This is a genomic window from Peribacillus sp. BM1 (assembly GCF_056679975.1).
The window spans coordinates 2,222,654-2,236,028 of the sequence record NZ_CM155259.1 but is presented as its reverse complement, the minus strand read 5'-3'; the positions used below and the strand labels follow the sequence as shown (position 1 = coordinate 2,236,028).

The window sequence follows — 13,375 nt, the reverse complement described above, 5'->3', positions numbered from 1 at the left end:
ACCGTTTTAGAAAGGGGAATCTTGATGATTTTTAATATTCAGCAAAACATTCACATTCAAAGCATTAAAATAACCAGTATTGGGAATTCCTCTGTTTTTCAAATTGGCAGTGCTGGTGTTATTAAACCACTTTCTCAGCTCAGTAATACGGGGGGATTTACAGAACCAGCACCGGAATTAAAATTAGAGCCTTTCGAACCCGTTTCGTCTGTTTCAAGTATACCACCGGTCGTTCAACCTACTCATCATAGAAATTAGTTGATGCATATTGTTATATGCAAGTTGCATCCTGTATCATTTGGCGAATAAAGCGAGGTGATTGGAACGATGAATGAATTCTACTCTTACACTATACAAATGCAAAAATATCTTTCCAGCCAAAATAAGCGTATCGAAAACCTCGAGTCCACGGTTCAATCCTTGATGGAACAGTTGGAACAATTAAAAACAAAACCAGCTGTCAATGTTGAACGAATTGAATATAAATTTGATCAATTGAAAGTGGAAACACTTGAAGGTACTTTAAACATCGGATTAAATCCAAATGACCTGAGTAATATTGAAGAGTTAGCGATACCTTCATCGAATCCTCCAACTTTTGAGCCGTACATGTTTCCAGCAAGAAATGAACTTATTCGTGATATTCACAATCACATTCTTACCAATCTTGATACTCTGGTTACAGATACCGAAAGTGAACTTGGCTTTAATGTTGACCCATCATATCATGAATTTATTAGAAATGATCTCGAAAGGCAGCTACAGTCGCGAATTGAACAATATTTAGACCAAACGTCATCTACTGAACGTTCACCACATCTTCACGAACAAATTAAACAAAAAATTATTGAAAAACTCAATACAGATATTCACATCGCTATTCGGAATTTTATCATTGCTTCAAACAAACAGCCAGGAGGGAATTCAAATCATGGAGTTTAACATTACCAATGGTGAATTATGCGTTGGGCATATCGAAGTGAGTATAGTAGCCAGCTCTTCTTTATTACTGATCGGAGATGTGCAAACGATCCAACTTTCTTCTGCTTTTGATACACCACCCGAATCATTAATTATCGATACTTCATTCGCCCCTTTAACTCCAAAAGGATAATAGGATGTTTTCTAGAATTTCAAAGGTCGATAAGATTAATATTCAAATCGTTTCCTTTAGTTCATTTTTTCAGATTGGGGACTGTCAATTTATTGATGGAGGGAATGATGTATTAGCCATTCAACGCCGTTCAGATATTTTGCACGCTGACGACGAAGCTTTCAAGGATTATCCGCTGTTCCAATCTTATCCTTCCTTTTTACCTGTAGTGGAGCCAGTGGTTATGAATACGAACCAGCTTCAACCGTTTATCTCTGTAGGGTCGATTAAGATTAAGGGTATTTCATCTTCATCCGTGGCTAGCGTCGGGAATACTGACCATATTAGAATGCAGGACCGAGTGATGCATATTCGCCATATTCCAAAGAAACAATCAGGTGTAAATACTCCACCTGAAGGAACCATTCGGCTCCAAAACGAAGATCTACAAGTAGGTTCATGAAAAAATTAAAAATGCCGTCATAAACTCACCTGATTACTTTAATGAACTAAAGATTTAATCAGATTAGTCCGCGGGCGGCAAAAATTCTTTTTTTCTAAACCTTTTTCCATTTCTATTGAACTGTTAAAACAAGTCTATGAGATTTTATCTATATTTGCATACTAAACTTTCTTAAAAGGATGATTCACATGCCAGCTATTGTTGGTCCTGTTCAAGTAACTAGTATTGACGGCGGGGGAATTGTACAATTTGGCGACTCGCTTGCCATCTCTCCGAAAAGCTCGTCAAAGTCCGTAACAGGTTCTGGTTCTGGTAACACAGGACTCTTTATTTTTAACGCAAATGGACTAAGTGGAAGTAATATTCTTGATTTGGCTGGTGTTGATCAGCCAATTGCCGGGAATAACTAAAATAGAAGGGTCAGACCTCGTAACTACTACATACAGTTCAAATTAAGTGCGTGAACTTAACAACTGTGTATAGAGTTCGAGGTCCGACCCTTTTTCTAATCAATACTCTATTCTATTTCTAACAAATGTCCGCCATCAAAGAAAAATAAATAGCGATGATGCACTTTCTTCTTTAATATCCCTTCAATTGCCCGCGTATACCATTGCAGTTGAATTCGATAACGGTCAGCTAATATTTCTTTAGCACCTTCAAATCCATTATGGAAACGACCGGTAATACCATCTGTTTTATAGTCTAATAAAACAAGCCCGTCTCCATCTTCAAATATACAGTCGATTACACCTTGAACAAGAACGGTTTCTTCTTCTCCATGCCAATGAGAGTATGCTTCACTTGCCGGTACCGCCAATGTAAATGGAACTTCTCTGCGGATCACTGACGCTCTTTGCATTCTTTGGCCAATTTCAGAATCAAAGAATGATGCAATTACCTCGATGTTAACAGCATTCTTCTGTTCTTCCGTTAACAGCTCCCTTATGATTAGCTCGTTCAGTAATTGCCGAACGGATTCGATCGTTATCGGCTCGTTTACGCTAATATGCTGCATCACAAGGTGGGTGATTGTCCCTTTTTCAGCAGGTGTTAATGATTTCTCCTGCATAAAAGCAGGTCGATTAGATATCGGACGTTTATATTTACGTAACAGTTCCGTAGAACTTTGCTCATCCCGAAATTCAAGCTGACGTTTCAACTCCGAAACAGATTGTTTCGAACGGTTTACACTAGCATCTCTTTCCGGATATGCCCATGCAAGTTGAGACATAATTTTGTCACGAAACTCAGACTCTAGATCGATTTTCTCAGCGTTCTTAACATGCTCAAGCCAGCTTTCCGCTTCGTTCACCGTTTCATCTTCCTGCATTTGAAGCTGTTCTCTTTGTACCGTTTTAATGACCCATTGTGATGAATGCTTAAGCTTATTGTCATCATAGTTGACTGTAAGACCCACACTCTCCAAGAATGCGGTACTGCTAGGGTGGCGAATTAACGCAGGTCCTATCCAATCTATATAACTACGTGCATTTGCACGAACATAGTCTTTCAGCAACCACTCTGAACCAGTTGCATCGCCAATCCATTTAGAAACACTTTTCAAGACATCCTTCAATGTTCCGATTAGATATAACTTTTCTTTAGCGCGAGTCATTGCTACATATAATACACGCATTTCCTCTGCGATCAATTCAAGTTGTTTCTTTTTCTTAAACGCAATCTGCGGAAGCGATGGATAGGTGATACGTAGCTCTGGATTCACATAGTCAGCTGCAAAGCCATACTCTTTATCTAACAAATAAGACTTCCGAAGATCCATCATATTGAATTGTTTGGAAAGCCCCGCAATAAAGACGAGCGGAAACTCCAGCCCCTTTGATGAATGAATCGTCATCAAGCGAACCACATCTTCCTGCTCCCCAAGTGCACGAGCTGCCCCGAGATCATCGCCGCGCTCCTGCATTCGATCAATGAATCGTAAAAAGCGGAATAATCCCCTAAAGGAACTAGTCTCATATTGTCTTGCACGGTCATATAAAGCACGTAAATTTGCCTGACGCTGCTTCCCGCCCGGCATTCCGCCAACAAAGTCATAAAATCTCGTTTCACCATAAAGCTGCCATATTAAATCTGACAAAGATACTTGCTGAGCCATTTTCCGCCATTTGGTTAGGTTTCGATAAAACATAGAAACTTTTTCATATGCATCCGGATATTGATCATGATCGGCTTTCCGGTAGAAATCTGCCAATGCATCATAATAGCTGCCTGGATTAAATAGTCTCACCTGTGCAAGCTCTTCTTCATTTAAGCCGACGATTGGCGAGCGTAATACAGATACGAGCGGAATATCTTGCTGTGGATTATCAATCGTTTTCAGCAGTGAAAGCATAATGGCCACTTCAGTTGCTTCGAAATAACCACTTGATAAATTTGCATATACCGGAATTCCTTGTTTCTTAAATTCTTCCATAATTTGCGGTGCCCATGGCATAGAACGCAGCAGGACAACAATATCACGATACGTTGCAGAACGATATAATCCAGTTTTGCTATCGTAAATTTGCTGTTTTTCAGAAATGGCTTTTTGAATAAGCTTTGCCATCATTCTTGCCTCAAGCTGTGCATTTTCCAATTCATCCGCTTCAAAGCCTTCGACATTATCTCCGTCTTCCCCTTTAAAGCTCGATTCCTCTGACATAGCACCATCAATTAAATATAATTCAATCGGATATTCGGAATCCTCAGGATAATCTGCCCCTTTTTTCAATTCAGCTTGTTCATCATATTCAATTTCACCAACGAGTACACCCATCAGCTGCTTGAATAAGTAATTAGTTCCATCTAGTACTTCTTTACGGCTCCTGAAATTACGATTCAAGTCAATTCGTAATCCTGATTCATCCCCATCTTGGGCAAAACGCTTGTATTTACCAAGAAAAAGATTCGGCTCTGCTAAGCGGAAACGATAGATGGACTGCTTAACGTCACCCACCATGAACATATTCCCCGTATTCTCCCCATCAGCTGTAACCAGTTTCAAAATCGATTCCTGTACAAAATTGACATCCTGGTACTCATCGACTAATACTTCCTTAAACTGCTGACGGTACTCCAGTGCCGCTTGTGATGGAGTGCGGTTATAACCTTCCACATTTTCCGTTAAAATGGCTAAGCAATAATGCTCCAAATCGGAAAAATCAACGATGTTCTTTTCCGCCTTCGCTGTTTTGAACCTTGCATCAAACTGATTGACAAGCATGACTAATGTTTCAACATAGCCCTTTAATTCTCGGATGTCTTGCATATAATGCTCAGGCTTTCGCAAAAACAACTCACTCTTGACTGTTTCAAGAATTTTCTTTGCCTTATTCCGATGCTTTGTAGCTAGCTCAATAAGCTCTTTATCGAAGGCATCCCCCGAGCATCTCTTCGCCGTTGTAAACTTCCAAGTTTGCATACTTCCATACATTTTCTTCCATGAATCTGCATTGGCTTTTTCTAATCGTTCGACAATCAATAAATCATCCAACAAATTCTCCGCCCTTGGTGCGGGACCGCTTGGCAATTTTGTCAGCTCAAGCGCTTGTTCCAGTAAATCCCGAGCCGATTGAAGCTGCATAGAGATATCGAATTTTAATGAATCCCAAAAAGGCAGATCTTCAATCTCTGCATCGTCTGCAATACTATACATGGCTGCTGCTTGATGTAACCATGATTCAGGGTCTGGGTACGATTGGGAAAAATTATGAAGAGAACGGATAATCTGCTGAAGAGCTGCATCGTTTCGATCACTAGTAAATGCATCCACCAATCTAAAAAATTCCTCATCGCTTTGACCATAATGTTCCTCAAGCAGTTCTTCCATCACTTCATCGCGAAGCAGTTCCGCTTCTGTTGAATCGGCAATCCGAAATCCAGGATCAATATCTGTTAAATAATAATACTTCCGAATTACTTCTAAACAAAAAGAATGGAGGGTCGAGATCGAAGCACGATTGATTAAACTCACTTGCTTTCGTAAGTGCTGTGATTTCGGATTGTCTGAAATCGCCTTTTCCAGCGCTTCACCAATTCGATGCTTCATTTCTGCGGCAGAGGCGTTCGTAAAGGTAACAACTAATAGCTCATCTACGTTAATTGGCTCTTTTTCTGATAGAATTTTTTCAATAATCCGTGTCACAAGTACAGCTGTTTTCCCTGATCCAGCCGCCGCCGCCACGAGTATATCCTGATCTTTTGCCCAGATCGCTTTCCACTGGTCTTCAGTCCATGTAACATGATCAGGCTTTACCGGGATGATTGTCTTACTCATGTGTTGCAGCCTCCCCTCTTAATACATTCAATACTTCATCTTGTTTAGTAGAAGATAATAATCGATACTCGTTTTCCTCCGTGGATTGGTCAAATTGACACACGGACTTAAATGCACAAAACGTACAAGGAATTTTATCCTTAAGTTTATAAGGATTAATCTCTACGTTGCCGCCAACAATTTCATTACCCGCTTCTTGATATAAATGACGGATGTGATTTTGCAAGAGCGAAAACTCTTCCTGACTTGCAATCTTAGATTTAGCCTGCAATGTTCCATCTTTTTTTAAACCTGCTGGAATCATATTTGAGTTACTAAGAACCCCTTGTTCTAATGATTGATCCATTAATTGAACAACGTCTGGATCACCTAATAGCAGACCCTTCATTTTAAAACTTTTAAATATTTCTTGTTCAAGTTCCGAAAGATCGACCATACCCTTGCTTTTGACAACCGGGTTATGGACATGGAAATAAAGTACACCGGCAGGCAATGCTTCTTTTCCAACCAAGGAGCTTGAATGAGTAATCACGATATCTAAATATGTGAGCATCTGCAGGGCCAGTCCGTAATACACTTCACTTAAATTCAAATCCTTTTCACTGGATTTATAGTCTAGGACCCGTAAATAAACACTGTCGTTTTCTTCCGCTTTATCAATGCGGTCAATCCGGCCGACTAACTCCATCTTTGTTCCATCTCTCAACTCAAATGAAAGCGGTGGTAACTGACCATTTTTCCCAAAGCCTAGCTCTAATCCTACTGGTACAAAGCCGCTTTGCCTTGCTTGTTCGCTTAGGACGATGGAAGCTCGTCCAATTACCTGCTCTAACTTTCGCTTTAAATAGTGGTGTCGATTGCTACTCAATAAAATTTGGTTTTGTAGCTTCGGTGCGAGTCGTTCAACAGCCTTTCTTGCAAGCATCAAACATTGTTCCTTTGTTAAAGAGGACCAGGCTATGTTCCGTTCATATAAATAATCCGAGATGATTTTTAACGCACCATGAAACATTTCACCAATATCAGGAGCATCCAGACGAAAAATCTTACGCTCCTGTAGCTTCAAACCATGGGCAGCATAATGAGCAAACGCGCAGCTATTGAACATTTCCATCCGAGAGACACTGGCCAAAATGGTTTCTCCATAGATTTTTCTACTAGTCTCCTCAGATATTCTTTTCGTCTTATTTCGATAAAATAAGCTCGACAGCACCCGAACGGCTTCTGGCCTCATCCATTCATGATCCATATAGGCATTATAAACATCCCACCATACAGGATGAACTGGATAATTCCTTTTTTTAAGCTGAAGCTGCGCTGTTAAATAAGACAAAGCAACATCGTAATTCGCAGCATATTCTGCCTGTTCACTTGCATCTAAGTCAGACGGGTCATTCATGAACACTACTTCTTTCACTTGCGGAAGTACGTCCTTTACCCGCTTAATATAGGAAGAAGGAAGCAGTGCTTTCCCTTCTTCATCTGCGAGCGGATACGTCAAATACAAGGATTCAGATGGTGTTGTAAAAGCTTTATAAGCGACAAACTCTTCATCTAATAAACGGAGCTTTGAGCTTAGTGCAACCTCAAATCCGTTAGCGGCTAGGTTTTCACGGTCCTGATCTGATAAAATCCCATCCTTGCCAGCCTTACCTGGTAAAACACCTTCATTTAGACCTATAACAAATGCGGCACGAATGTCATCTAGCCTTGATAAATCAAGGTTTGCGACAAGCACTTGGTCAATTGCCGGTGGAACGAGGGAGAACTTTAATGTTTCAAAACCACTTTCCATTACGGTTGAGAACTGTTTTAACGTCATTTTTTCTTCGCTGAGTAATTCTACGAATTGATCAAGCAAATTAACAACTGAATTCCACGCCTGTTCATGTTCTCTTGCACTGATCAGATCATCTCGCTCTTCTGCTTCAACCTTCAATTTTTCCAACTTCTCCGGAATGTTTAGCTCTTCCAAATATAAATACAGCGCCTCGCACATTTCTCGCCCTGTTTGTGCACGCTTCAAGCGTTTGGACAAACGTAAAATGGCTGAATTAAAAAGTTCCTTCAGTTCGTTAAGTTCATCTTCCAATTGCTTTTCCTGATTAGTCTGACGCCTATCAAAAAGCTCCAATCCTCTTATTCTTCTATAAGTCCATGGTTCTTTTTGATACCATCTATTCCCTTTTATTCCACGAGAAAGTACATAGTTCTCCAATCGGTCGACCTTTTCACGCATGATATCGGAATTCAGGTTGATTGGATGTAGGAGTTCTGTTTTTATAGCTCTAAACACCGGTTCATAACGCCAATTCGTGTTCAAAATCTCTAAGGTAGAGCGAATGAGTTCAATTACCGGATGATTCAACATGGTTCTTTTTGTATCGATAAAAACAGGGATCTGATAATCCAAAAAAACCGTGTTGATCAGATCATGATAGGATTCGCCATTTCGGACCAATATAGCCAAATCCCGAAAGCGGTAATTGCCATCGCGAACAAACCGCAAGATTGTCCGAGCAACTCCTTCTACTTCTGCTCTTCGATTCATCGCCTGTACGACTGTAACACTCGTTTCCCCATTAAGCTCATGCGCTGGCCGCACAGTAAGATTAGCTTCGAGATGCGACATTCCTGGATTTCCTTTAAAGCGCGGCGCACTTTCTAAATGTTCATCATTTTCAACACTAACGCCTAAAGCCAATGCTCGTTGATAAATATTGAAGTAGGTCGAACCCGTTTGTCTGAAAAGATTTAACCCATCAGGTGGGGATATCCTATACGGCTGATCAAGTGTTAATACAACAGTTACATCCTTACATTGTTTCAATAATTCTTCTACAATTTGCAGTTCCTGAGGCGTTAAGCTATAGAAACCGTCTAAATAAATCGAAGCTTCTGTTATATAACTTGATTGAGCCAATTTTTCAATCAATAAACGGAAGTAATCCTCTGAATCCAAATACTTGCCTACCAATTCATCCTCAAACGCTTGATAAATTAACTCTAAATCATGTAGTTTATCACGAACGGCATCTGATGAATATTGTATAGAACGTTCTCGAAATTCATTGATATCTTTAGGATCAAGACAATAGCGTTTAAACTCAGATAACATTTCTTCCATTTGCATGATGAAGCCAGGTTTGTCCGCTGAACGACGAAACATTTTTAACTCATTCTTTTTGTCTTCCATGATTTTACGGATGAGCATGTTCACTCCGACACTGTCAAGATGGCGCCTATTGCCCCCGCCTGTTTCTTGAAGGATTCGCCATGCTAAACGACTAAAGCTGAACACCTGCGCTCGCATCATTCCCTCTAGACCTGGTGTTTTAATTAATTTATATTCAGACAGAAATGTCATTTGATCCGGAACTAAATAAATAATCGGTTTTCCAGCTGGGTCTTCAACAAGCCTAGCACGTATCTCATCAAGCACCTTGGCCGTCTTTCCTGACCCCGATCGTCCAGTAATAAATCTCAACGCCATTACCCTGCCCCCTTTTCTAGCTTTTTCTTCTTTATCTATTCGTTCATCATATCAAGTATTTAATCAAAAAAAGACATTGGATCTCCAATGCCTTTTTTACTTATTATACTCTTAAATCGATAATTTTTCTTGTTCAATGATTGGTAAGGGTGGCCTGTTAAACTTTCATCATACATATAACACCGACCAGAATGTCATCATTATTTACGTTTCATTTTCCCCACTGCCATTACTCATTTTCCCTACTCGTGTTTCTATTTAGCCTTGCCTCTATTTGTTTCCCAACAAGCCATAATACAAAGATTATAATGATAACGATTACTGTGCGTAACGGCTGATGGAACAATGAAGTTATGTCGTATCCTATAAAACTAATCGTAAAAATCATGACCAGCTTCCCACCTAGTAATGCAAGTGCATATGGCATCGGTCTTATATTCGAAAGACCAGCTACAATATTCACAAGAGCAGAAGGAGTAAACGGAAAACAAAGTAGAAGAAAAAGCGGACCGAATCCATGTCTCTCTACCCAATTCATAAGTTTTTTAATCTGTTTATTTTTTTGAAGAAACTTTAATAGCCTTCGATGCCCATAATGGCGAAATAAGAAGAAGACAAGCAAAGATCCCGTAACGGTCCCAATCCATGAATACATAAACCCCAGCCATAGGCCAAAAGCACTCGCATTTGCAAATACAAATACAAAGAGCGGCAGAAAAGGAAGGAACGACTCAAACATTGGTAAAAAAATCCCTGGTAATGGTCCGAACGAACGATACTGTTCAATTAACTCCAATATATTTTCTAATGTAAACCAATCACGAATATGCTCCAAATCCATTTCAATCTCCTCAATGTCAAAAAAATCTAATGCTCCTTCTCTTGCTTATTTTCTGAAGTAGTCAGCTTAGATGTATATCATTTATGCCCTTTGATCCACTTACAATATATGAAACATAGGCGTGTCCCAAAGCATCTGACCCCATACTCTTTACACCGTTTATTGCGCTATTTGCATGTTTATAAACGAGATAAAGTAGATATGATCCTGACCCTTTCGTTTTGGGACAGCCTTATATTTGAACAATGTAAAGCCTCCCGATTATACGCCTATCTTTTAACTAAAATCATAAGCTATTTTTTGAAATAAATAAATAATTTATGACTTATCTAGAATTTAGTCTTATTTTCATACTTCCCTCACTCGACAACCGATAATCACATTTTCATTTAATTTTAACTTGATTAGTGATACATTTTCCATTATTATTACAACAAGGAACAAATGTTCTTGTTGTAATTTCAGTTGGATATTGTCAGAAAGAGGGATGATAATGACTCGAATTCCAGAACACGACCGCAATATCATTGAAAAAGCACTCTATCTTCCTATGATCGTTACAATTTTCAATCGCGATTTACATATAATTGAGGGCAGTTCTTTCAAGATGAAGAGGCCTTACTTAGAAATGGTAGAAGCAGCGTTGAAATTAGTTCAATCCGATTTGGTTCAAGTTAGAAAATACTTAAAAAAAGAAAATATTAAGGTTAGCGAACTAAAGAGAGACCAGGAATTTACAATGTATTGCTTTTTATACAAAGGATATGAAGAGCACCATAATTATTTCAATCCACGATTAAAAAATAAGGTAGAAGAATTATTGCGAAGTTATTTCAAAGAAGTATTTACCTAAATGGCCCTTTCATACCTTATCTGAGGAGACATAAGAAACACACAAATTCATCATGTCTCCGTTCCTCTTCTTATTCTTCAGTTTTTTTAGCTGAATAATTGCGAGGGGTCTCTGAAGCTTCCATACTGTTATGCATTCTGTGCAATCCATAAGCCATCTTTCCTGTCTCTTTATTTATTTTACTAATTTTAGACTCAAGTTCTGCAGTTCTTTGCATTTGATTTGTGAATGAACCAATTGATATATTCACCTCTAACGTGATGTTGTTACGAAAATAAACTTGAACCATTCTATTATCTTTCTGTTTATACTCTATAACATGATGATGCGCAATCCAAATGCAATCATCGTTTATGGGTGAAGTAGTTGGAAAAAAGAAAATAGGGTTTGTCTGATCGATAATAATTGGCGCTTTATGAGTAACGCCAATTAATCGCCGTGTTCCACCTTTTCTTCCCTCATAGCTACTTCCAAAGTATTCACAGCTTTGATTGATAATTACCTTGGGCTTGAATGGCGAGATAAATTCATCATTTATTTCAACAACTTGCGAATAGATTTTGCTGCCGTATACAATCGACTTAATGAAACACGTAAATGGAGTAATTTCATAATTTTCAATTAATGACCTTTTGGATTTTTTCACTTTTCTTTTCCCCTTCCTTTTCACATCATTCGGGATCAATAATATCACATAAAATAGTTATATATACCCACTTTGTGTACATTTAGCAATTCTGTAACAAATTTACAAAGTCTAAACATTTCCACAAAAATTAAAATATTTTTTGAAAATTTAAAATTTTTATTGATTTTTCCTCTAATGATTCCATATAATAAAAAAAAGGTCAGGAGTGGATCTTCATGAAAAATGAAAAATTACCTTCAGAGTTAGTAAAGTCGTATTTGGCCAATAAGAAAAACCAGGACGCTTCACTGCAGGATACATTCATTGAGATGATTATTCACGAATCTATACTCATTAACAAAAGAACACAGCTTGAACAGCAAATCGACCAAGCACTCGATGAGAGGAATAAGCCTTTATTTCTAAAGTTAAGCAGCGAAATGTACCAATTGATAAAAATGTTTGGTACTTAAGAACAAAAGCGCAAGCGCCTTGTTCAACCTTGAAAATACTCGCAGTCCATTCGGTTGAGATCGTTCTTTTACTTCTTAAGCTAGTGTGATGTGACAAGAGGAGGTAGGCAACTTGCCCCCAATAAATACGGTTGTCTACAAAAGAAAAAGGTCTGACCCCACCATTCTTCACACAGAATAAAATACGTGTATAACACGATAGCTGTATGAAGAGTGTGCGGTCAGACCCTTATGAAACTCTTACTTTCTCCACTATTTTCCTCTATCAAACATCCCCATTACCTCGGTCGTTTCCGTAATATTAACAAATGCATTCGAATCGATTTCATTAATCATCAATTTAACATCCGTTAACTGATAGCGAGTAATAACTGTCATAAGAATTTTTCGACTTTCCCCTGTATATGCGCCCTCTCCATCCATTACTGTAATCCCTCGATAAAGGTTAGCAAGTAGCTTCTCCTTCATCTCATCACCCTTATTTGTAATGATCATTAATGTTAATTTAATATGGTTCGTATGAATCGTATCGATGATCTTTCCTGTTGCATAAATTGCAACGAGTGTATGAAGAGCCGCATCCCAATCAAACACAAAGCCAGAGATGATAACAACAATAGCATTCATTGCCGAAATTAACGCTCCCAGCGGAAAGTCTCTCTTCTTAGTAAGCAGCATCGCAATTATATCAAAGCCACCCGAAGATCCGGATGCCCGAAAAATAATCCCGATCCCAATTCCCGTAATAACACCGCCGAATAGCGATGACAGGATCGCTTCATTTGAGATTGCTTGAACAGGAATCACATACAAAGTAACTGAAAGCACGACTACAGACAAAATTGTATATCCAATAAAACGTTTTCCTAATTTCATAACTCCGAATATTAATAAAGGTAAATTAAGCAGAAAGTTCAAGATTCCGGTATTGAAGGGTGTAATGATTCCAAGCATAATCGCAATCCCGCTAAGTCCGCTGCTTAAAATTTGATGGGGAATCAAAAATAAATTATAAGCAACCCCAACAATGATGGAGCCAATTATTATGACCAAAATATTACGCATAACTACTCTCCCTTTAAACCAGTGATATTTCCTGATCATTTAAAGCCACAAAAGACTTCTCTGTCCACAGAAATAATTGTTCGGTTTAGATATTTTTTCTACTAATGATTATTATTATAGTAGAGAAATAAAGGAAAAATAATTTAATAGTCTTTTCAGATTATATAGGAAATTCCTTAGAGGATAC

Annotated in this window: 12 protein-coding genes; 7 read left to right on the top strand and 5 right to left on the bottom strand. The window is 38.5% G+C overall.

Going from position 1 to position 13,375, the window contains the following annotated elements; all coding sequences use genetic code 11:
- Positions 1–24 precede the first annotated feature (24 nt).
- The 5 genes from AC1MGI_RS10775 to AC1MGI_RS10755 all read left to right on the top strand — a co-directional run bounded on the left by AC1MGI_RS10775 (position 25) and on the right by AC1MGI_RS10755 (position 1,966).
- Positions 25–258 (top strand): spore germination protein GerPB, encoded by a 234-nt coding sequence (locus tag AC1MGI_RS10775; protein ID WP_480345270.1) that lies wholly within the window; start codon positions 25–27, stop codon positions 256–258.
- A gap of 69 nt (positions 259–327) precedes the next feature.
- A complete protein-coding gene (gene gerPC, locus AC1MGI_RS10770) occupies positions 328–942 on the top strand; it encodes a spore germination protein GerPC (protein ID WP_480345269.1) in 615 nt (204 codons plus the stop codon).
- Positions 932–1,114: a spore gernimation protein GerPD gene (locus AC1MGI_RS10765; protein WP_480345268.1), complete on the top strand. Its 183-nt coding sequence runs from the start codon at positions 932–934 to the stop codon at positions 1,112–1,114. Before gerPC ends, AC1MGI_RS10765 begins: the two co-directional genes overlap by 11 nt.
- A 4-nt stretch (positions 1,115–1,118) precedes the next feature.
- Complete coding sequence (locus tag AC1MGI_RS10760; protein WP_480345267.1) at positions 1,119–1,556, top strand: spore germination protein GerPE; 438 nt, start codon at positions 1,119–1,121, stop codon at positions 1,554–1,556.
- A 188-nt stretch (positions 1,557–1,744) separates the two neighbouring features.
- Positions 1,745–1,966 (top strand): spore germination protein, encoded by a 222-nt coding sequence (locus AC1MGI_RS10755; protein ID WP_028393186.1) that lies wholly within the window; start codon positions 1,745–1,747, stop codon positions 1,964–1,966.
- A gap of 107 nt (positions 1,967–2,073) precedes the next feature.
- On the opposite strand, the gene addA is transcribed toward AC1MGI_RS10755, so the two are convergent.
- The 3 genes from addA to AC1MGI_RS10740 all read right to left on the bottom strand — a co-directional run bounded on the left by addA (position 2,074) and on the right by AC1MGI_RS10740 (position 10,169).
- The gene (gene addA / locus AC1MGI_RS10750) at positions 2,074–5,835 is read right to left on the bottom strand and encodes a helicase-exonuclease AddAB subunit AddA (RefSeq protein ID WP_480345266.1); all 3,762 of its coding nucleotides are present in this window, start codon (positions 5,833–5,835) and stop codon (positions 2,074–2,076) included.
- Entirely contained in the window at positions 5,828–9,328 is a 3,501-nt protein-coding gene (gene addB / locus AC1MGI_RS10745; protein ID WP_480345265.1) for a helicase-exonuclease AddAB subunit AddB, read from the bottom strand. Before addB ends, addA begins: the two co-directional genes overlap by 8 nt.
- A gap of 229 nt (positions 9,329–9,557) precedes the next feature.
- Positions 9,558–10,169 carry a TVP38/TMEM64 family protein gene (locus tag AC1MGI_RS10740; RefSeq protein WP_480345264.1) on the bottom strand — a complete coding sequence of 204 codons (612 nt, stop codon included), beginning with the start codon at positions 10,167–10,169 and terminating at the stop codon, positions 9,558–9,560.
- 493 nt (positions 10,170–10,662) lie between these two features.
- On the opposite strand from AC1MGI_RS10740, the gene AC1MGI_RS10735 reads away from it, so the two are divergent.
- The gene (locus tag AC1MGI_RS10735) at positions 10,663–11,022 is read left to right on the top strand and encodes a YhjD family protein (RefSeq protein WP_062182220.1); all 360 of its coding nucleotides are present in this window, start codon (positions 10,663–10,665) and stop codon (positions 11,020–11,022) included.
- A 70-nt stretch (positions 11,023–11,092) separates the two neighbouring features.
- On the opposite strand, the gene AC1MGI_RS10730 is transcribed toward AC1MGI_RS10735, so the two are convergent.
- Positions 11,093–11,668: a competence protein ComK gene (locus tag AC1MGI_RS10730; protein ID WP_480345263.1), complete on the bottom strand. Its 576-nt coding sequence runs from the start codon at positions 11,666–11,668 to the stop codon at positions 11,093–11,095.
- A gap of 218 nt (positions 11,669–11,886) precedes the next feature.
- On the opposite strand from AC1MGI_RS10730, the gene AC1MGI_RS10725 reads away from it, so the two are divergent.
- Complete coding sequence (locus AC1MGI_RS10725) at positions 11,887–12,123, top strand: IDEAL domain-containing protein (RefSeq protein ID WP_480345262.1); 237 nt, start codon at positions 11,887–11,889, stop codon at positions 12,121–12,123.
- A 252-nt stretch (positions 12,124–12,375) separates the two neighbouring features.
- On the opposite strand, the gene AC1MGI_RS10720 is transcribed toward AC1MGI_RS10725, so the two are convergent.
- Complete coding sequence (locus tag AC1MGI_RS10720; protein ID WP_480345261.1) at positions 12,376–13,188, bottom strand: YitT family protein; 813 nt, start codon at positions 13,186–13,188, stop codon at positions 12,376–12,378.
- Positions 13,189–13,375: the final 187 nt, after the last annotated feature.